The following is an 18,741-nucleotide window of genomic DNA, read 5'->3' as shown; positions in this document are numbered from 1 at the left end:
GCAGTAGCGGGGCTGGAGGCTGGGGTGGTCGGGGTCCTTCAGCGCGGCGAAGAAGTCCGTCGGGGCCCGCCCCGCGAGCAGGAGGAGGGCCAGCGGCTGTGCGTCGACGGCGCGGGCGACCTGGTAGAGGGCCGTGGCGGCGTGTTTGCACAGGTCGGCCCGGCTGGCGCAGGGGCAGGAGGCCTCGCACCGGTCGAGGGTGGGCACCAGATGGATTCCGTTGCGGGCGCCCGCCTCGGTGATCTCGATGAGGACGTCGTCTGCGGGCTGATGCGCCCAGCGGCCTGCCAGATGGCGGGTGATCAGGGCGAGATCGCGCCACTGCGACGCGTCCAGGACCGGGATGCGGATGGTCGGGTGGGGCTGGGGGACGTAGGCATAGGGGTCGTTGCGGGGTCCGGGATTCTCGTTGCTCCAGCAGCGGACGGTGCCCGGCTCGAGAGTGAGGTGGGCGACGGGTGCGGTGCGCGCGTAGGCGCGGGCGCGGGTGAACGCGGCGGCGCCGGCCTGGCCGCGGGAGACGAGCGCGAGCAGCCAGGCCCGGCCGCCGGCGCGTTCCGCCATAAGGTCGCCCGGCAGAGGCGGGGCGGGCGGGAACCACATCAGGTTCGGGCCTTTGTCCGGCAGGGTCATCGCAGGCTCCTCAGCGAGACGAAGTCGGCAATCTGTTCGTCGGACAGCTCCGTCAACCCCTCTGCCGTGGCGGCGAGTACGGAGTCGGCCAGATCCTTCTTGGCGATCAGAAGGTCGGCGATCCGCTCTTCGAGAGTGCCTTCGCTGATCAAGCGGTGGACCTGGACGGGATGGGGGGTGCCGATGCGGTAGGCGCGGTCGGCGGCCTGCTCCATCACGGCGGGGTTCCACCACTGGTCGACGAAGACGACATGGCTGGCGCGGGTGAGGGTCAGGCCGGTGCCCGCGGCCCGCAGCGAGAGCAGGAACACCGGGAAGCTGCCCTGCTGGAAGTCGTCCACGAGGCAGTGACGCTGGGCGATGGGAGTGGCGCCGTGGAGCATTCGGTGGCCGATGGACCGCTCCGCGAGACGCGCCGCGACGAGCCGCCCCATCTGTACATACTGCGTAAACACCAGGGCCGACTGCCCTTCGGCGAGGATGACGTTGAGCAGGTCGTCGAGCAGGTCGAGCTTTCCGGATCGGCCGGCCAGCCGCGGATGCTGTTCCTTGAGAAACTGGGCCGGATGGTTACAGATCTGGCGCAGGCTGGTGAGGAGCTTGAGCACCAGGCCGCGCCGGGCGATGCCCTCGCTGGAGCAGATCTGGTGCATCGTCTCGCGGACCACCGCCTCGTACAGGACCGCCTGCTCCTTGCTCAGCGGGGTGTACTCGGTGGTGTCGGTCTTGGCCGGGAGCTCGGGGGCGATGCCCGGGTCGGTCTTGCGGCGCCGCAGGACGAACGGCCGCACGAGTGCGGCGAGCCGCGCGGTCGCCGCAGGATCGCGGTGCACTTCGATCGGCGTGGCCAACCGCCTCTTGAAAGCCTCCAGAGGGCCGAGCAGCCCCGGAATCGCCCAGTCCAGTACGGCCCACAGCTCCGACAGGTTGTTCTCGACGGGCGTGCCGGTGAGCGCGACCCGGGCCCGGGAAGGAATCGCGCGCAGGGCGCGGGCGGTGGAGGAGGCGGCATTCTTGACGTGCTGGGCCTCGTCGAGCGTGACCAACGACCAGTCATGTGCGGCGAGTTCGTCCACGCTGAGCCGGGCGGTGCCGTAGGTGGTCAGCACGACCGTGTCGTCGGTGAGACCGTCCAGGTTGCGGCGGGGCCCGTGGAAGCGGCGCACGCTGGTTCCGGGGGCGAAGCGGCCGATCTCCCGCTGCCAGTTGCTCAGAAGGGTAGCGGGGCACACCACGAGCGTCGGTCCGCGGGTGGCCGCCTCCTGAGCACGGGCAAGATGGAGCGCGATCAGCGTGATGGTCTTGCCCAGGCCCATGTCGTCGGCCAGGCAGCAGCCCAGCCCACGCGAGGTGAGCTGACGCATCCAGGACAGGGCCTGGTGCTGGTAGTGCCGCAGGGTGCCGGCGAGCCGCTCGGGCACCGGAAGGTCAGGGGCCGGGCTCGTGAGAGCGGTGTGCAGCTCGGCGAGCCACCCGCCCGGAGCGACGGGAATCACCTCACCGCGGACCTCGGCGTCGCCGGTGAGGACCGCAGCGACGGCGTCGACACCGGACAGGTCCGTGATGTGCCGTCGGCGAGCCTTGCGCAGGAGCGCCTCGTCGACCAGGACCCAACGGTCCCGAAGCCTGACGAAAGGACGCTTGGCCTCCGCCAGTCGGTCCATCTCCGCGTCCGTGAGGTCGACGCCGTCGCCGAGCGCGGCCTGCCAACGGAAGTTGAGCAGCGTGTCGGGGCCCAAGAGCCCCGAGGAGGAGGCACTCTGGCGGGGGGCCAGCACGGCCCGCACGGTCAACGACCGGACCAGGTCGCGGGGCCAGTGCACCTCGCATCCCGCCTTGACCAGCCGGGGCACGGCATCGCCCAGCAGCTCCCCGACCTCCTCCACCTCCAGCTCCAACGCGTCGGGCACGGCGGTCTCGTCGAGCAGGCGGGCCAGAGGCGGCCACACGCGGGCGCCACCGCGCAACGCGACCAGCGTCCCCGCCTGGCGTGCGGAATCCCTCGATCCCGGCGGGGCGGGCCGGCTCCACAGATGGGCCGCGTCCATCAGGTCGTGCGGGGGATCGATGTCGCGGACCATCACGACCGCCCGCACCCCGCTCGCCCCGTCCTCCGAGAGCTGCACCCGCAGCGAGACCCGCACCCCGACCGGAGGCTGGCTGGACGGCCCGTCGCCGGAACCCAGCACCAGATGGGGGACATGCTGCGGCCTCCGGTCCGCGAAGGCTCCCGCTCCGGTGAGATACACCGCCCCCGGGGTGCGCGGCATGGAGTCGGCGACCGCGTCGAGGAACGCCGACAGCAAGAACGCCGGCTCAGGCAGCAACAGAGAGTTGAAGCCGAACGGCACGGCGTGAGCGTACGGCGGCATCGCGGCGACGAGCTCGTCGAAGTGCGCGTGCTCCTCTGCCAGTTGCGGCGACACCCGCCACGTGTCGAACCCCGTGTCCGTCACCCCCGGCCGGATGCGGCCGCGCGCGAGTAAATGCAGCGCGAACAACGACGCCGCTCCCCAGAACTGGCACGCCGTGTCACCGTCGTCTTCGAGACGGCTGCGGGCCAGTACCGGCAGCGCTGCCTCGACCGGCATCCACCAGTACGGGGCCCGCGCGGTCCGGATGCCGTTGCGCTGCGTACGGACGACGGAGACCTCCCCTTCCCCGAGGACAGCATCGGAGGGCACCGCCAGCTTGTCCGCCGATCTCATGATCCCCGTGGGCCGCCAGAACACCATCCGCCCCTCCCGCGAGGGGTCGGCGGGATCGAAGGCGGCTGGATAGTCGATCAGACGGTAGCGGCTCACCGAACGCCCAACATCCCTTCAGAACCGAGCCTTTGCCCCACGGGCACATACCGGGTCAGTCTGTCGCCCCGCGCCTTCGCCCCGTGCGGAGTCCAGGAGAATGGGCCCGATCGGGGGACATGGCTGGTGCGGGCACCATCCGACGCCCCCCCACCCCCGCGACGAGTCTGTTTTCGGCGCGGCGCGCAGCCGGACCAGGATCCAGCGCCGAACTGCCGGGACTCCGGCTTCTGCTCGGCTGGGCCCGTACGGCAGGGCTGCTGCAGGGCATTCGGTAGACCCTCTTCTCCGCGAGGCGGACTCCCGGTACGGGACGGCCCGTGCGCCTCCGGCGGGCCCTACCACACGGCCTTCCGTTCGAGTGGATTACCGCGTTCACGCCCCTGTGGGGCGTGACGCTCCGGTACCGAGCACGGAGACGGTAGCCACGCCCGCTTCGCGCAGGGCCCGCACTATCCCGTAGAGGTCGGTGTTCTCCCCGACGAGCCGGCCGCTGGGTGTCACGACGATGGTGTTCGCCGCGCCGATCCGCGAGACCGTCTCTGATGCCTCGTTCAGGAGCGGGCAGACGGTCCGCTTGAGCCGCATGGTCAGGGAGAATCCGCGCCAACTGCCGTCGAGGGAGTCCAGGAAGCCCGCCAGATCCCGTGGTTGGCAGTCGATCGCGTGGTACGTCCAGGGCAAGCCCATCGCTGCATAGGCCGCTCGGTGCAGAACGGGCGACAGCGCGCTGTCAACGGGCGACCCGAGCAGGGCCAGCCGTGTCACGGCGCTTGGTGGAGCATCGAGGCCACTCCATCGTCGCTGGCCTCGTAGGCGATGCCCCGCAGAACGGCGACGGGGGCACCGCGTCCGCGCTGTCCGAGGATCAGGCCGGCTGCTGCCGCCACCAGGTCGGTGAGGGTCTCCTCCTGACGTTTGGTCTGCTGGCCGGGCTCGGCGTGCTCGGTGACGCGCAGCGGCGCGATGCCCGCGGCGCCGATGCTGATGACGGTGGCGCCGCGCCGGTCCGCGCGTCCGTCGGAGTCGGCGATCACCACGGCGACGGTGACGCCGCTGGATGCCGTGATCGCGTCGCGCAGCGCGCGGGCGGAGGCGTCGGGATCCTTGGGCAGCAGCCATGCCCCGTCGGCCCCGGCGCGGTCGATGCCTGCCGACGTCAGCTGGTATCCGAGGCGGTGCCGGGCGATGATCGGTCCGCGTTCCCCGGCCACGAAGTGCTCGCTGGATTCACAGAGGATCAGCTCCACGATCTCGGCCGGTTTGCCGGTGCGCGCGGACAGGGCGAGGGCGGCCGGGCTGGGGGTCACGCCCGCGAGATCGACGAACTGTTTCTCGGCGATCGAGACGACCTTCGAGGCGACGACGATCACATCGCCGTCCTGCAGATCCGTGGCCAGGGCGGACAGGACGCCAGTGATCACGGCAGCGAGGTCATCGCCGCGTGCGATGGTGGGGAAGGGCTCCAGGGCGAAGGCGGAGAAGGCGCTGATCGTGGTGCTCATGAAATGTGGCTCCGTGCGGTCAGGGCGCCGAACAGCCGGGTGTGGGCGGCGGCGAGCTGCGCCGCTTTCTCGTTCAGCGGTGTCGCGGCGGTGAGCCAGGTGCGGACGCGGTGGACGTAGTGCGGCCACAATCCGTGGGCCGCCTGGTGAGGGGCGGCGCCGTTTCTGACGACCTGCCACGCGTCGGCTACGGCTACCGACCATGGACAGGCATCGTATCGGGGGGTCCAGGGGTGCGAGTTCTTCGAGCGTGGCCAGCATGGCGGCGTGGCGACCGGGGGCCAGGGTTCGCTGCGGGGGGCGGTAGGGCGGTGCACTCGTTCCCGGTACGGGCTGTGGGGGCCATCTGGCGGTGAGGGCCAGGAGGACCGGCACGGCCTGGTCGTAGATCTGTGGCAGGTGCGGGAACGATGCGGCGTGCGCTTTCGGGTTCTGCACGGTGATGGCGGTGAGGCGGCCGGCGGTCAGCAGGAGGAACACATCGATGCCCTATCCGTCGACAGCTGGGTGGAGTTGGGAGTCCAGCGTGTCGGCAGCGGTCCGCACGGTGCGGACGGCGAAGGCGGAGAGGGCGAGGTCGCCGACGAGTGGCTGGGGGACGTCGTGGCCGGTGGTGGCGGCGATCAGAGGCCGGGCCAGGCGGGAGGTCAGGTTCGCCTCGTCCCTCCGACCGCCGCACAGCTCGAAGGGAAACGAGGCCGAGCGACGCGCAGATGCTCTACCGTGTCCCGCCATGACGGTCCTGATCATCGGCGGCAGCGGATTCTTGGGCACGGAGCTGGTGCGCCAGGCGGTAGCGGCCGGCCATACGACAGCCGCTACCTTTGCGACCAGGCCCGCCAGCACACCGGGTGCCATATGGCACGCCCTCGACCTTCGGGACACGGAGCGCGTTGACGCACTCGTCGCTGAGACGGCCCCGCATCTCGTCGTCAACGCCACAAGCGGCCATGCGGACTGGGCGGTCACGGCTGAAGGCCCGGTCCGGCTGGCGATGGCTACAGCACAGCACGGCAGCCGCCTGGTCCACGTGTCCAGCGACGCGGTGTTCTCCGGCGACCGAATCCACTACGACGAGACCGACCTTCCCGACCCGGTCACGCCCTACGGCGCGGCGAAGGCCGCGGCCGAGACGGCCATCGGATTCGTTGCCCCGGACGCCGTCGTCGCACGCACTTCGCTGATCATCGGCGACCAACGGTCCGAGCACGTGCGGGCGGTGCACGAACTCGCCGCCGGCACCCGCAGCGGGGTGCTGTTCACCGATGACATCCGCTGCCCGGTGCATGTCGCTGACCTGGCCGCAGCCCTGCTGGAACTCGGCTTCGGCGACGCCCACGGAGTTCAGCATCTCGCCGGAGCCGATGCCGTGAGCCGTCATGACCTGGGCGTCTTCATCGCCGAGCGGGACGGGCTCGACGCCTCCCGGCTCCCGTCGGGTTTGCGCGCCCACAGCGCGCTTCCCGGCGCACTCGACGTACGGCTCGACAGCAGTGCGACCCAGCGCAGGCTGCGCACCACGCTGCGCGGCGCCCGCCAGTTCCTTGCCGAGGGAGCGTGATGTTCCCTCCAGGCGCCGCGTTCGTCCACGCTCCGCCGAGCCTCCCGATGGAGGGCGCATGGGCCTCGGCGGGGCGTGTAGGGAGTCGCCCGAGGCAGCCATTCATCGGGCTGTACTGGCGGGGGAGGGGGCTCGGAGGATGTCGAGGAGCTGTCCGAAGCTGATCTTCTCGTCGGCGGGGCCGTAGTCGAGGGCCTTGAGGAGGGCGTTCCAGGACTCAGGTCGGGCGCCGCACCCGGCGAGGAGGTAGGGCAGGGCGAGATCGGGGTCGTTGCAGGTGAGGACTTCGTCTGCGGGCAGCTGGCGCAGGTGGTCAAGGGTGTGGTGGCTGGAGCCGAGGATGGCGCGGTAGATGCTGTGGCGCGACCAGGGGCCGTCGGTTTCCGGGGTGTCCAGCCAGGACTGCAAGACGGCGCCCGGATCGAGATGGCGGTCGAGTTCCTCGTCGGTCACCAGGCGCAGCACCGCCTCGCTCGCGTCGGCCGGGGTGAGAGCGGCGGCAGCCGCGCCCAGCCAGTCCGGGATCTTGTCCGGCTGGGCGCAGATCCAGGCGAGTTCGAGAGGGTGGAGCCGGGGGAGTGCCTCGGTGACCGCGATGCGCGGGGTATGGGGGTTGGCGGCGAGGGCGACCAGCACGGCGGCCCTTTGATGCTGGCAGCGGGACTCCAGGAGCCGGACCGGACTGAGCAGATCGGTCCCGGCCGTGATGCGGGCCAGCTGGGCGCCGGGCGGGCTGGTCACGACGGTGGGCTGTTCCAGTCCCGCGAGCAGAGAACACGCCTTGGCCAGGTGCTGGGAGTTGGTGCTGAGCAGGGCCAGGTCCTGGGCCACCGTGAGCGACTTGTGGGCGGGGGCGTCGTCCTGTTTGCGCGGCAGGGCAAGCAGGCGGCCGCGGCGCACGCATTCGTCGGCCACGGTGTGCAGCTGCTCGCCCGCGATGGTCAGGAGACGAGGGTTGGAGCGCACCCGGTCGGCGACGCGGTGGAGACGATGGCGGGCGCTCACACTCGGTTTGGGCAGGTCGGCCATCTCCGGCAGACACAGGGCGGGCAGACATGCCCCGAGCAGATCGGCACTGAGCGTTGGAGCCGGTTCCGGCTCATCGGCCGGTTCGTCCTCCCCGCTGCGGGCCAACGAGGAGCCCGTCGCCGAGGCCCGGCTGCGACGGGCCTCCACTTCGGCGTGGTCCAGCAGCAGGTGCTGGACGGCCGAGCCGAGGACGGGGTGCTCGGCCAGGTCGGGCCACTGGTCGGGGCAGGCGTGGAGGATGCGCCAGGGCGCGCCCTCGCCGAAGTCGTGGGGCAGCCCCAACTCCGGATGGGCGCAGATGTCCCACCCCTCGTGCCGGCCTGGATTCTGGAGCAGACGGGCAAATGGGGTGAGAGCCTGCTCCAGCACCGCGTCGAGAAGGGCCGACGGCAGGGGTGGAACCGGCTCGGAGTCCGAGCGGTAGCGGTGTCGATTCCACGCACTGAGGACATCCTCCAGGTCGGTGTCCTGGAAGAAGGCGAGCAGGCCGATCGCCGCGTCGACCTGGTCGGGGTGCCGGGCCAGACCGACGACCAGTTCAGGTGTCGGGCGGCGGTCGGCCAGGATCGCTGGAAGGTCGGCGGCCGTGACCACGCCCAGGCCGGCCAGTTCGGCAAGCTGCGTGTCGTCGGCCTGCTGCAGCAGAGGGCCGCGCAGTGTCGGCTCGGTCGCGCGCGGCAGGAGTACGGGCAACGCTTTCGCGAGGGCCTTTTTGCGCCACTCCTCGCCGCGGTTGTCGACGCCGTAGAAGACTTGGGACGGCGTGCACAACGCCGCGATCACCGCGGGCAGCGCCTCGTCCGGCAGTCCCTCGGTGACGGCGAGCTGCTGCCACAGCCGGTACATCCCAGCGTTCACTACGTTCGACCTCTCCCGGACTGCGACCTCATGTGACGGGCTGCTCACGGCATGGTTCGGTGCGACGGTACCGGTGGACGCCGTTCGCCGGTACGGAATCGTGTAATACGCCGTCAGGTGCTGCAGGAAGACACGCAGCCGACCTGATCCTGCATGTTCGGTGGTGCTGGCCAAGGCGGTTCTAGCCTGAGCACATGGCCTTGAGCACCGATGAACGTGACCTCCTCACCTTGATCGCCAAGTCCCCTGAGCCGGTGGTGATGTCCGACTTCTTCCATGAGCTGCATCCGGCCGAGGCGGGTATGAACGAACACCATCCCGGGCACGAGGCGTGGCTGCTGCGCCAGATGGAGTGGTACGGAGTCTCGGTCGGGCTATCGCAGCAAGATCTCGTCCGCGTCGTCATCCCCGCCAATGGAGAACGCGGTGACATGGTCGAACCCACAGAGGCGGGCCGGGCCGCCCTGGCCGTGTAGCGATCCTGCGGCGGCACGACAGCCGCCCGCCGGTCCGGCGCGGGGCCGGGTGCGCAGCCCGTACGGCCGTCCCTGCCAGTCCAGTTCTCTTCCATGGAGACGCACCATGCCGTCCTCGCACAAGGTCACTCTGCGGCCCGTTCCCGGCACCGAGCTCCCCGAGGTCGAATTCACCTTCGGCAGCTCGTTCCCCGGCTCCCGCGAGCGGATGATCAAGGAGGGGTTCGGGTTCGAGATCGAACTCCCGGCCGTACTCGATCTGCTTACCGCTATCGACAACGGCGAGCTCAAGGCCGGGGACCTGCGAGACGTCCTGCTGCGCGCGGTCGGCGCCATGTACGCGCGGGCCGACTGCTGGCGTTACGAGGACGACGAGGACAAACTCGCCTGGTGCCGACGCGACGGCACCTGCCAGACCTGCGCCCGCCACCACACGGCCTTCGCCAACTCCCTGACCCAGGCCGCCGAACGGTGGCGCCGCTGGACACTTCCCGAGCACTACCCGTATGCCGCAGGCAGCGCCAACGGCCTTCATGAAGTCGGCTGCCCTGTCCTGCGCCGGGACATGCCCCAGCAGTTCAATCCGCCTGCCGCCGACAACGCCGAGGCGCTGCGCGCGTTCGCCCACCGCGCAGACGCCTACGACCAGCCCCCGATGGACCTCCTGCCGCTGACCTACTCCATTCCGTTCCACGCCATGACCGCCGGGGAAACCCGCTCCTGGATGGAGCGGAACACCGGACCCAGAGGAGGCCGCCACTACCACCGGTGCGAGCGGTGCGCCCCTGCACCGTGAAAGCTCTCCGGCGAAGGAGAAGGAGACGAACCAGGGACGCCGCCCAAGAGCTCGGCGGCAGCAGGAGTCCGTGCTGCCACCCTCTCGGCGGAAGTTGTGGTGACCTGAACTCCCGCTACGCTCAGGCGTAACGGCGCCCTCGTCCGGTGCACGATGATCCTCCGTCCCCGGGAATCGCGGGCCGGCGCACCGGGGAACCGCTGCCGAGGTGAGAGGAGATCATGAGCCGTCGAGCAGTGCCAGTGGCTGTACGCGAAAGGGCCCGAGGCCGTACGTGTCCGGACTGCCGGGCCGAGCCCGGGGAGAAATGCGCGGCGGACCGAGCCGGCCGCTCTCAGCTGCACCGAGGCCGCATTCGGGACGCCGAGCAGGCCATGGAAGCGCCCCTGTACCGGATCCTGCCGCCGGACGCCGACCGTCACTTCATGGAACTGGACCCCGACAACGCCGACACCCTGGTTGTCTCGCTGCACAAGGACGTTGCACGGGACGTAGCCCGTTCACAGTACGAGGCCGCGGTGTTGATGTGGCTCGTGCTGGAACAAGCGGGAGCAGACCGGGCCGAGAAACTGGAAATCAAGAACCTCGGGATCGGGCTCTTCCTCATGCCACTCGACTTCCTGTCGCGCGAGGAGGTCTTCGAAGCTGTGGACCGTCTCGCGGCCCGGGGCTACGTCGAACGGGTCGGACCCGCAGGGGTCCGCCTCAACCCCCTTGCGGCCTGTGTCATCGAGCGTAGGGAACTACCCGCACGGTTTCGAATGGAGTGGAACGCGGCCAAGGCCGACTGGGAGGGCAACCCGCTGCCCGAGCCTGGACCCTGTGCGTCCCAGCCCTGACCGTGTTGCCAGCTGTCGCCGAGACCCCGCGGCGCGCCCGGTACGGCAGAGTTCCGGCCTGGCGACGGTGTGCAGGAGCGACGTGGCGCGCGCCGGGGCGCCGGGCATTGCGCTGTGTGGAACTCCCTACTCGTACGACCACGCCCGGCCCGTCGCCTCGGTTGTCTTCCGGTATTCCTCGACGGACACCGGAGTCCCGCCGGGCCGCATCCGGTCCACAATCAGAACGCCCTCGAGGTGGTCGATCTCGTGTGCGACCAGCCTCGCGTTACCCCGTTCGAAGACCGTGGTCACGGTGCTGCCCTCGGGCGTCGCCGTCTCGACCGTGATCCGCAATGGTCTGAGGACAGGGACCCTTACGTCGAAGAGCGACAAACACCCTTCGAATTTCTCGTCCAACTCGTCCAAGGCCGCGGTGATGCGGGGATTGAGCAGCACAAACGGCTCAGCTGCGGGCGGCTGGACGACTGCTGCGGCCCGGCCGATGCCGATCTGCGGGGCGGCCACGCCCAGGCCCTTGCCGGAGAAGTCGTGCGCGCGACGGATGTGTTCCACGGCGTCCAGGAGTCGCGCGATGACCGCGTCTGCAGTCTCCCGTTCGTCGGGGAGTGTGAAGGGGCGGGCGCGCTCGGCCAGGAGGGGAGCGCCGTACTGGACGATGCCGAGGTCGCGCATCTGCTCGCTGGGTCGCACCCGGATCAACTCCCCTTACACAGCCGGACATCCAGATCTTCTCGCACGGTGCGACGCGGCACTGACCGTTTCACCCATATGGCCGCTTGCGACGGCTGCCGGAGGCGAGAGAAAGACCTCGTGCGCGAGGTGCGAGCTGGCTGAGCACGTCGAAGGCGGTACCCGTCGGACCGGCCGGGGACGCTCCTTGTTCGGGGACGGCCGGCATGCGGCCGTCGATCCGCTTTGCCTCAGGCGATGTCGCCGAGGTATCCGGCGGGAGGCTCGCCGTGGGCGAAGGCGGCGATCAGGCTGCGCAGCCCGAGGGGGAACAGGTTGCGGCCAGGGATCCCTTCCAACTTGACCCACTCCAGACCGGTCTGCGCGTCGTCTTCGGCGTGGCCGCCGAGCCGCTCCGTATCGCCTTCTGGCCGGCAGAGAAAAACGACTTCGACTCGGTGGTCATCCGGTGCGCCGCCGTGATGGACACCGATGTACTCGCGTAGCCACAGCATGCGCTCGACGCCGACCTTGAGTCCGGTCTCCTCAAGGACCTCACGGCGCACCGTGTTGTCGAGGGCTTCGCCAGGGTGCTGGCCGCCGCCGGGAAGGAAGTAGCACTGCTGTTCCTCCCACACAGCGCGCTGGAGCAGGACGTGGCCGTCGCGGATGATGACGGCCTTGGCGGCGTTGCGGACAGTTGGGGTCACCGAGGCGGTCACGTGGAACTCCTGCTCATATCCGGTCAGGGCGGGGGTGTTCAGGGTCCAGTCTTGCCGAAGCTGAGGTCCTCTCCAGCGGATGGTCAGGAGAGGTCGGCACAGCCCGATGACACCAACTCTCGTCTGCCGCAGGTTTGGTGGAGGCAGCACAGTGGTGGCTCAGCTGATGGTCAGCAGGCGGCGCTCGGCGAATTGCCACGGGCTTCTTGCCGCGGTGGTGAAGGCCGTTGGCCCTTCCGGGAGCTGGGTGAGAACACCGAGGAGCAGCGTGTGGGAGACGACCAAGAGAGAGCCGTGCTCGTCGGCGGTGTGGCGGAGGAACGCGGCGCAGCGGGTGGCGCGGCTGTAGAGGTCGGTGAGGCTTTCGCCGTCACCGCAGCGTAGTGACGGGTGGGCGAGGCGGTGTTCTCGCCACGCGCGGTACGCGGGCGGATAGGTGTCGGGGGTGTGGCCCAGGACGATGCTCGGGGCACGCCACTCGGCCAGGAGGGGCGAGGTGGCGATGATCGGCAGGCCGGTGAGGCGCGCGAGCTCGGCGGCGGTCTGGCGGGCGCGGAGGACTGGGCTGGTGACGATGGCGGTGACGCCCTCTGGGAGGGGCAGGGAGCGGCGTGCCTCGGCGCGTCCCTCGGCGGTGAGGGGTGCGTCGAGTGGGGCGTGGTAGCCGGGGCGGTGGCCTTCGTAGGTTCCGTGGCGCATGAGCCAGATGTCAGCCAAGAACCCAGCCTCCGTCGACGCGGAGGGTCTGCCCGGTGATGAATCCGGCCTGTTCGGAGGCGAGGAAGGCTACGGCGGCCGCTACGTCGTAGGGGGTACCGCGGCGTTGGATGCACTGGCGGGCGAGCTGGCGGACGGTCATGGCTTCGGGGTCGTCGACGACGGCGTCCTCGGCGGGGACGCGGATGGAGCCGGGGGCCACGCAGTTGGCGGTGATGCCGGACGGGCCGAGTTCGCGGGCGAGGGCGCGGGTGAGTCCTTCAAGTCCGGCTTTGGCGCTGATGTAGCCGACAAGGTCGTGGCGGCCGGCGGTGGCGAGGACGGAGCCCATGGTGATGACGCGTCCCCACTCGCGGTCGGTCATGGAGGGCGTGAGTTCGTGGGCGAGGAGGTAGTGGCTGGTCAGGTTGGTGTCCAGGGCTTCGCGCCAGCGGCCGGGGGTGGTCTGCGCCCAGGGGATGCGGGGGTAGGCGCCGGCGTTGCTGACGAGGATGTCGATCGGTCCGAGGCGTTCGTGGGCCTGCTGGCAGAGTGCGTGGACGGAATCCGGGTCGCGGAGATCGGCGGCCACGGGCAAGGCGGTCATGGAGGCCTGGGTGAAGCGGCGGGTGAGCGCGTCGGCGGCCTCGTGGTCGTCGAGGTGGGCGAGGACGACTGCGGCCCCGTCGGCGGCCAGGCGTTCGGCGATGGCCGCGCCGATGCCACCGGTGGCCCCGGTGATCAGCGCGGTGTGTCCGTTCAGGGAGCCGGGCACGACGCCTCCTGGGGGCAGAAGAAGTAGGTGGTGGGGTCGAAGGCGGGACTCAGGAGCTCGGCGAGCCGTGCGAGGAGGACTAGCCGGTCGCGCGGGGCCAGCTCGCCGAGGTTGTAGACGCCGAGGATGCGCATCGCCACGTACGGGCGCAGCAGCTCGGCGAGGCTGCCGCCGGGCCAGAGCCGTTCGGCGACGGGACGGACCAGGTCGTTCCAGTACGCGGTGACGGCGGATCGGCGCGGTCCGGCAAGGCGCAGCGTGTAGTCGATGCGGACGGTCCGGGCGGCGTGGTCGACCTCGGCCCGGTGGATCTCGGGGGTGTTGGCCGGGACGTGGTCGAAAGTGGCCGGGTGGTCGGTGAATGCGGGCACGTTGTAGGTGGGGACGAGCCATCCGCCGAGGGCACAGATGTACCAGAGGAAGTTCGCCAATTCGCCGACGATGCTGTTCAGCCCGGCGGTGTCGTAGTCGAACCAGGCCAGGGGGTGGGCGAGGTTGACGTCGGTGGGATCGCCCTGGGTCAGGGCCGCCCACACCGGCTCCGCCGTAGCGAAGTCCGCACGAAGCTGTTCCAGGGTGGCGGCCCAGTCCAGGCAGTGGGGTTGGCCGTTGATGTGCAGCGTGTAGTCGCCGAGGCGGGAGATGGGGATGTCGACGAGGCCGTCGGCGACGGGGAAGTCCGCTCCGGCGTAGTACGTGTCGAGGCGGCCGCCCGGCGCTGCCCGGTCCCGGTACAGCTTGCCCACGACGCGTTCGGGACAGGCCAGTTGCGCGGTGGCGAGCATGACGTCCCGGTAGGCGGCCGTGAGCTGGGACATGTAGGCGTACAACTCGTCGGTGGGCTCGGTTGTGTTGAGCAGGTCGAGCAGCAGCCCGCGGTCCGTGCCGGAGGGTAGGCGCTCGTACACCAGGACGTATCCGCCCGGCACGCGCAGGCGGGCGTGGAGGGCCGGGACCCGGTAGTGGCCGGCCAGGCGGGCGTGGCCGTGGATCTCCTGACGGGCCTCGGCCGGGTCGCGGGTGTACTTCACCAGCAGGCGGCGGCCGGGGATATCGACGGGGCACACCAGGTTGCGGGTGAAGCGCTGCACTGGTCCGACCCGCAGGCGGTGCCGGCCGGGCATCAGCGGACCCCGTTCAGCAGGTCGAGGCAGAGCTCGGCCAGGGCGGCGGGGTCGAAGACGTCCATGTGGAGATCCATGTCCGGGGACGGGGCGATCACATCGCGTACAGGGCACAGGTCGCCCTGGTGCATACGCTCGGACAGGGCGGCGGCCATCGCGTGATGGTGCGGCAGGCCGGTGCGCCACTTGCTGTGGCTGTGCCGTGCGTACAGGCCGACGACGGGCGGGCCGCCGCCGTTGGGCATACGGGTCATGGCGGCGAGGTGGGTGAGGCCGGTGTCGTTGCCGATCACCAGTCGGCAGTGGGGGAACAGGTCGGCGAGGTCGTCGGCCGGGATCCCGTCCAGATACAGGATCTCCACGTTGCCGCGCGCGGTCTGCGAGGAGATGTTCATCCCGGTGCCCGGATCGCCGCCGATGACGAGCAGGTTGACCCGGGTGTTGTAGGCGTCGGCGATCTGCCTGGCGATGTTGATGTACCGGCGGGGGGTGTAGTCCTTGAGCTCCGGCCAGCTGGTCGCGGTGATGGCGGCGATGGTGAGGCCGTCCAGCCATCCGGCCGCGCGCAGTTTCTCGGTGAACTCGCCTGCCTGGCTCACCAGGAGCGGGGTGAAGGGTGCGGTGGCGGGCAGGCGGATGCCCAGGCGCCGTTCGAGGGCGAGGTAGTGGCGGGTGGGAAGGTCGAGGTGGGCGCGGTCGTCGCTGGACCAGCCGGGCGGCGCGGCCGGGTCGCACACGACGCTCACTGCGGCCTGCGGCCCGCGTGTCTCGATGCCGGCCCGGTCTCCGATCACGGCCCGCCGGCCGACGCCCGCTCGGGCGTCGTCGTCGGGCGGCGAGGTGTGGGTGAGCAGTCCGGAGCGGGCGATCAGTTGTGTGTACGGTCCGGTGGCCCGGACGGTGGTGGACAGCGCACGCAGTGAGCGCCACTCGGTCAGGACGCGGACAGCGGCGAGGGCGAGGAGGGTGTCGCCGAGTTTGCCGTGGAAGCTGACCTCGATCTCGTCGCAGGTGTTGAGCCGGTCGACGAGTTCGGAGGAGGCGGGAACCGGCAGCGGCGAGCCGACGGGGATGCTCGCGCGGTCGTATCCGAGGGGTGTGGTGTGCACGGTGTGGGCGGAGTGGATCTGTGTTCCCGGGCGGAACGCGATGCCAACGGGGGTGAGCGTGGTCACGGGGCGGCCCCGATCGTGGTGAGGGAGATCAGGGGGAGGCCGAGGGAGTCGAGGAGCGCGCGGGCCCCGCGGGTGGTGTCCTCCACGAGACAGGCGGCGGCCAGCGGTTCGGCCCCGGCCTCACGGAGCCGGACGGTGAGGTCGGCGAGGGTCTGGCCGGTGGTGATCTCGTCGTCCACGAGGACGATCCGTTGTCCGGGGGCGATGCCGTAGGCGAAGACGTCGGTGCGCATCGCGTGCGGCTCGCGGAAGCGGACCGCGCCGTCGAGCGGCAGGTGGAGCTTCCAGGCGATCTTGTAGGGCAGGTGGGAGGCGGTGGCGAGCGCGACGGTGGGCAGGATGCCGCCGGCATCCAGTCCGAGCAGGAAGTCCGCAGTGCTGTCGGCGTACGACAGCTGCGCCTCCACGTGCTTCCACAACGACTGTCCGGTGGCGGCCAGTGCCTCGGGCTGGACGGGGTCTTCGATGCCGTCCAGGGAGTGGATGACGCGTTCGGGGCGGCTGGTTGCACCGGCGCTGAGGCGTTCGACGACACGCGCCGAGAACAGCGGCACGACACGGGTTTCGGGCATGGCGAAGCTCCTGCGGACGAAGAGGAGGAGGGCGGACCGGGCGGCGGGACGTCAGGCGGCGACTTGCGCGGCGTACCAGTCCAGGAAGCCGTCGACGGCGACGGTGAGGGGCTTGAGCGTGCTCTCGCGGTTGCCGTCGCGCCAGACAGCGGAGACCTCGGCCAGCGGCGGCAAGCTGAACGCGGGCAGTGCGGGCAGCCGGGAGGCGGCGGCGAGGATACGGTCGGCTCCGGTCTCCCACTGGTTGTGCTCGCGCAGCAGCAGGCGGCAGGCCAGGACGAGGTGCTTGTACAGCTGACGGATGCTGTCGGGTCCGGCGTCGGCGCGCAGGCGGCGCAGGGTGAGGATGACCTGGGGCAGTTCGCGGACCGCGGCCAGGTCGAGCTCGGCGCGGCTGACGGCGGGCAGCTCGATGCCGGGCGCGGCGTGCAGGACGGGATGGCCCTGCTGCAGTTGGTGCAGCGCGAAGGCGAGGCGCGGGGTGAGGTGCCGCGCGGTCAGTTCGCCCGGCGTCATGAGGGACGGGCCGAGAGACGTGACGCCCGCTAGCGCGGCGCGGTAGTGCGCGAGGGCTTCATGGATGTGGAAGGTGGCCTCGTGCTCGGCGATCACGAGGAGGTCCAGGTCCGACCAGCCAGCGATCCAGCCGCCCTCGCCCGGGCTGCCGGTCAGCGCGGCGAGCCGCACACCGGCGTGCGCGCGGAGGGCGTCGGTGAAGTCGGCGGTGGCCGAGGCGACGACGGCTGGCAGGCCGAGCCCGTACGGAGTGGCGACCCGCAGGGTTGTGGAGGCGGGCGGGAGGGCGATGCGTCGCAGCTGGGCACGCAAGGAAGCGATGCTGCCGGAGTTGTCGATCACATGGTCGGCGAGCGCGGCCACGCGGTGGGCACCGCGGCTCATCTTGACCTCGTCCTTGGCGGCCACGGCCTGCGGCGCCGTACCGGACCGCGTGACCCGCACCGTGAAATCGGCGTCCAGATACACGATCTGCAGCCGGTCGCCCAGAAGGTCCTTGAGCTCGGCGATCGAAGCGTCGTCGTGTACGGACTCGATGGTGAACAGCCGCGTGTCCGGGTTGCCTTCGGCGAAGCGGTTCAGCTCGTCGAGCAGCAACTCGGCCTGGCGGCGCGCGGAGAGCGTGTAGGGGTCGGCGAGGCTGCGGCGGTGCGCGGCCTGCCGCAACAGGTACCCGATCTTCAGGCGCTGGGCGCCGCAGGTGTCCCGGACGAATTCCGCGCTGGTGCTCTTGCCGCACTCACTGAGGCCGCCGAAGGCAAGGACCCGCCGCAGGCGAGTACTCGGCTGGACCTCCACTGCCGCCTCGTCCTGACCGTACAGCTTGTAGCGAGCCGGTGAAGGCAGGCGCCGCTTCCCGGCCACGACAGCACGGACCAGGGAATCGAGCGCGGAGCACAGCTCCTCGCGCTGCCGGTGCAGGGCGGGGATGCGACGGCGCATCAGCTCGTCCCGCTTCGCCACGCGTTCGCTGTGCCAGATCCTCAAGGTGAGGACCGAGAGCCGGTCCACGACCGAGGCGAGGGTCTCGGTGTGCAGCGGAACATCGGCGCGGTCGGGCCCGGCAAGGGTGCCGAGGATCTCGTCAGCGCGCTCGGCCAGTTGGTTGCGCTCGGCGTTGAGCTGGTCGATCTCCCGCTTGCCGTCGGCCACGTGTCCGGCCCCCAGCGCGGCGCCGCGCACGAGGTCCTCGGCGTCCCACAAGCGGCCGTTGACGGTGTGCAGCCGGGTGACGGCGTCGTCCAGCCGCCGGCGGTCCTTCTCCGGCAGAGCGTGGACGGCGTGGGCCAGTCCAGGCGGAATCACCAGGGGCGCGTATACGGTCATCGGGGGTTCCCGTCCATGAGCGGCAGAGCCGGCAGGGAGCTGTCGAGGAAAGCGGCTATCTCAGCGTGGACGTCGTCGGGCGAGCGGTCCTCGCAGGTCACCACCGCGGCGTAGGAGCCGTGGTCGGCCTGCTGGAGCAGGACCGCGTGCAGTGTCTTCTGGTAGGAGGGGTAGACACCGGTCCAGGGACGGCCCTCCCGGGCACTGGTGATCGCGTAACTGCGTTCGGCATCCAGCGCGGGAACCAGGAGAACAGCAGTCTCCGGTGGACTGGGGTATGCACCGGCGATGTCGGCCACGGTGTCCAGGGCCTGCTGGACGGGCACTCGCTCCTTGACCGCGCAGGTCGCGGCGGCCACCGCGAGGAGCATGGGCAGACCGCGGTCGAGCAGACCCGTGCGGCCCGGCTCCCGGGCGGCGGCCCGCTTGGCGTGGCCGGCCAGCAGCATCCCGGTCAACTCGAGGGTGGTGGACGTCTCGAACCACCACGCCGCGTAGTCGCCGGCCGCCACCCGTTCCCACGGCTCGGGGTCGTGGTCATGGATCGCGCCCAGCGGCTGGCATCCGCTGCGGTGCCGGGCCAGCAGCCGCAGCTGTGTCGTCTTGCCGACGTTGTCAGGACCGTTGAGGCTGACGAAGCCCGGCCACGCGGTGGGCATCGG

At 70.5% G+C, this 18,741-nt stretch carries 19 protein-coding genes and 2 pseudogenes; 5 read left to right on the top strand and 16 right to left on the bottom strand.

Annotated features, from left to right (window positions below; genetic code table 11):
• The 6 genes and pseudogenes from AOK08_RS38330 to AOK08_RS38310 all read right to left on the bottom strand — a co-directional run.
• Positions 1–633 (bottom strand): annotated as a pseudogene (locus tag AOK08_RS38330) (SWIM zinc finger family protein); the annotation flags it as partial.
• Positions 630–3,437, bottom strand: a complete 2,808-nt coding sequence (locus tag AOK08_RS38325; protein ID WP_241827280.1) for a DEAD/DEAH box helicase — start codon at positions 3,435–3,437, stop codon at positions 630–632. The pseudogene AOK08_RS38330 and the gene AOK08_RS38325, both read right to left, overlap by 4 nt.
• A gap of 375 nt (positions 3,438–3,812) precedes the next feature.
• Positions 3,813–4,205, bottom strand: coding sequence for a shikimate dehydrogenase family protein (locus AOK08_RS38320; RefSeq protein WP_055534702.1), 393 nt, complete (start codon positions 4,203–4,205; stop codon positions 3,813–3,815).
• Positions 4,202–4,942 carry a coenzyme F420-0:L-glutamate ligase gene (locus AOK08_RS38315; protein WP_055534700.1) on the bottom strand — a complete coding sequence of 247 codons (741 nt, stop codon included), beginning with the start codon at positions 4,940–4,942 and terminating at the stop codon, positions 4,202–4,204. Before AOK08_RS38315 ends, AOK08_RS38320 begins: the two co-directional genes overlap by 4 nt.
• Positions 4,939–5,073, bottom strand: a complete 135-nt coding sequence (locus tag AOK08_RS48590) for a hypothetical protein (RefSeq protein ID WP_277816060.1) — start codon at positions 5,071–5,073, stop codon at positions 4,939–4,941. Before AOK08_RS48590 ends, AOK08_RS38315 begins: the two co-directional genes overlap by 4 nt.
• 358 nt (positions 5,074–5,431) lie before the next feature.
• Positions 5,432–5,677, bottom strand: a complete 246-nt coding sequence (locus AOK08_RS38310) for a hypothetical protein (RefSeq protein ID WP_055534698.1) — start codon at positions 5,675–5,677, stop codon at positions 5,432–5,434.
• Between AOK08_RS38310 and AOK08_RS38305 the strand changes: the two genes are divergently transcribed.
• Entirely contained in the window at positions 5,676–6,503 is an 828-nt protein-coding gene (locus AOK08_RS38305) for an SDR family oxidoreductase (RefSeq protein WP_055534696.1), read from the top strand. The genes AOK08_RS38310 and AOK08_RS38305 overlap by 2 nt on opposite strands.
• A 102-nt stretch (positions 6,504–6,605) precedes the next feature.
• Here the strand turns inward: AOK08_RS38305 and AOK08_RS38300 are convergent, their stop codons facing one another.
• Complete coding sequence (locus tag AOK08_RS38300; RefSeq protein WP_241827279.1) at positions 6,606–8,390, bottom strand: hypothetical protein; 1,785 nt, start codon at positions 8,388–8,390, stop codon at positions 6,606–6,608.
• Between the two features lie 194 nt (positions 8,391–8,584).
• On the opposite strand from AOK08_RS38300, the gene AOK08_RS38295 reads away from it, so the two are divergent.
• From AOK08_RS38295 to AOK08_RS38285, 4 genes and pseudogenes are all read left to right on the top strand, one after another.
• A complete protein-coding gene (locus tag AOK08_RS38295) occupies positions 8,585–8,866 on the top strand; it encodes a hypothetical protein (protein WP_055534693.1) in 282 nt (93 codons plus the stop codon).
• A gap of 106 nt (positions 8,867–8,972) precedes the next feature.
• A complete protein-coding gene (locus tag AOK08_RS38290) occupies positions 8,973–9,662 on the top strand; it encodes a hypothetical protein (protein ID WP_055534691.1) in 690 nt (229 codons plus the stop codon).
• A 221-nt stretch (positions 9,663–9,883) separates the two neighbouring features.
• Positions 9,884–10,024, top strand: a pseudogene (locus tag AOK08_RS49025) (zinc finger domain-containing protein); the annotation flags it as partial.
• 63 nt (positions 10,025–10,087) lie between these two features.
• A complete protein-coding gene (locus tag AOK08_RS38285; RefSeq protein ID WP_157876973.1) occupies positions 10,088–10,501 on the top strand; it encodes a hypothetical protein in 414 nt (137 codons plus the stop codon).
• A gap of 126 nt (positions 10,502–10,627) precedes the next feature.
• Here the strand turns inward: AOK08_RS38285 and AOK08_RS38280 are convergent, their stop codons facing one another.
• From AOK08_RS38280 to AOK08_RS38240, 9 genes are all read right to left on the bottom strand, one after another.
• Positions 10,628–11,194 carry a peptide deformylase gene (locus AOK08_RS38280; RefSeq protein WP_241827278.1) on the bottom strand — a complete coding sequence of 189 codons (567 nt, stop codon included), beginning with the start codon at positions 11,192–11,194 and terminating at the stop codon, positions 10,628–10,630.
• A gap of 230 nt (positions 11,195–11,424) precedes the next feature.
• On the bottom strand, positions 11,425–11,895 hold the full coding sequence (locus tag AOK08_RS38275; protein ID WP_055534687.1) for an NUDIX domain-containing protein: 471 nt from the start codon (positions 11,893–11,895) through the stop codon (positions 11,425–11,427).
• A 159-nt stretch (positions 11,896–12,054) separates the two neighbouring features.
• Positions 12,055–12,594 carry a histidine phosphatase family protein gene (locus tag AOK08_RS38270; protein ID WP_241827277.1) on the bottom strand — a complete coding sequence of 180 codons (540 nt, stop codon included), beginning with the start codon at positions 12,592–12,594 and terminating at the stop codon, positions 12,055–12,057.
• A 10-nt stretch (positions 12,595–12,604) separates the two neighbouring features.
• On the bottom strand, positions 12,605–13,366 hold the full coding sequence (locus tag AOK08_RS38265; RefSeq protein ID WP_055534683.1) for an SDR family NAD(P)-dependent oxidoreductase: 762 nt from the start codon (positions 13,364–13,366) through the stop codon (positions 12,605–12,607).
• Complete coding sequence (locus AOK08_RS38260) at positions 13,351–14,490, bottom strand: hypothetical protein (protein WP_055534681.1); 1,140 nt, start codon at positions 14,488–14,490, stop codon at positions 13,351–13,353. Before AOK08_RS38260 ends, AOK08_RS38265 begins: the two co-directional genes overlap by 16 nt.
• A complete protein-coding gene (locus AOK08_RS38255) occupies positions 14,490–15,665 on the bottom strand; it encodes a glycosyltransferase family 9 protein (RefSeq protein WP_055534679.1) in 1,176 nt (391 codons plus the stop codon). Before AOK08_RS38255 ends, AOK08_RS38260 begins: the two co-directional genes overlap by 1 nt.
• Positions 15,662–16,237, bottom strand: coding sequence for a phosphoribosyltransferase family protein (locus AOK08_RS38250; protein WP_055534677.1), 576 nt, complete (start codon positions 16,235–16,237; stop codon positions 15,662–15,664). The genes AOK08_RS38255 and AOK08_RS38250 overlap by 4 nt, the downstream gene beginning before the upstream one ends.
• 51 nt (positions 16,238–16,288) lie before the next feature.
• Complete coding sequence (locus tag AOK08_RS38245; RefSeq protein WP_055534675.1) at positions 16,289–18,079, bottom strand: DUF4254 domain-containing protein; 1,791 nt, start codon at positions 18,077–18,079, stop codon at positions 16,289–16,291.
• Positions 18,076–18,738: a hypothetical protein gene (locus tag AOK08_RS38240; RefSeq protein WP_055534673.1), complete on the bottom strand. Its 663-nt coding sequence runs from the start codon at positions 18,736–18,738 to the stop codon at positions 18,076–18,078. The genes AOK08_RS38245 and AOK08_RS38240 overlap by 4 nt, the downstream gene beginning before the upstream one ends.
• Between the last annotated feature and the right edge of the window lie 3 nt (positions 18,739–18,741).

The sequence above is a fragment of the Streptomyces graminilatus genome (assembly GCF_001418565.1).
In the GTDB taxonomy this organism is placed as follows: domain Bacteria; phylum Actinomycetota; class Actinomycetes; order Streptomycetales; family Streptomycetaceae; genus Streptomyces; species Streptomyces graminilatus.
Note: the sequence above shows the minus strand (reverse complement) of the source record. Positions and strands in the feature narration are given on the sequence as shown.

What these genes read in the sequence shown, in the direction of transcription:
- AOK08_RS38315 (WP_055534700.1), bottom strand. Translation starts at nt 4,942, where the DNA reads ATGAGCACCACGATCAGCGCCTTCTCCGCCTTCGCCCTGGAGCCCTTC.
- AOK08_RS38305 (WP_055534696.1), top strand. Translation starts at nt 5,676, where the DNA reads ATGACGGTCCTGATCATCGGCGGCAGCGGATTCTTGGGCACGGAGCTG.
- AOK08_RS38310 (WP_055534698.1), bottom strand. Translation starts at nt 5,677, where the DNA reads ATGGCGGGACACGGTAGAGCATCTGCGCGTCGCTCGGCCTCGTTTCCC.
- AOK08_RS38295 (WP_055534693.1), top strand. Translation starts at nt 8,585, where the DNA reads ATGGCCTTGAGCACCGATGAACGTGACCTCCTCACCTTGATCGCCAAG.
- AOK08_RS38290 (WP_055534691.1), top strand. Translation starts at nt 8,973, where the DNA reads ATGCCGTCCTCGCACAAGGTCACTCTGCGGCCCGTTCCCGGCACCGAG.
- AOK08_RS38285 (WP_157876973.1), top strand. Translation starts at nt 10,088, where the DNA reads ATGGAACTGGACCCCGACAACGCCGACACCCTGGTTGTCTCGCTGCAC.
- AOK08_RS38270 (WP_241827277.1), bottom strand. Translation starts at nt 12,594, where the DNA reads ATGCGCCACGGAACCTACGAAGGCCACCGCCCCGGCTACCACGCCCCA.
- AOK08_RS38260 (WP_055534681.1), bottom strand. Translation starts at nt 14,490, where the DNA reads ATGCCCGGCCGGCACCGCCTGCGGGTCGGACCAGTGCAGCGCTTCACC.
- AOK08_RS38250 (WP_055534677.1), bottom strand. Translation starts at nt 16,237, where the DNA reads ATGCCCGAAACCCGTGTCGTGCCGCTGTTCTCGGCGCGTGTCGTCGAA.
- AOK08_RS38245 (WP_055534675.1), bottom strand. Translation starts at nt 18,079, where the DNA reads ATGACCGTATACGCGCCCCTGGTGATTCCGCCTGGACTGGCCCACGCC.
- AOK08_RS38240 (WP_055534673.1), bottom strand. Translation starts at nt 18,738, where the DNA reads ATGCCCACCGCGTGGCCGGGCTTCGTCAGCCTCAACGGTCCTGACAAC.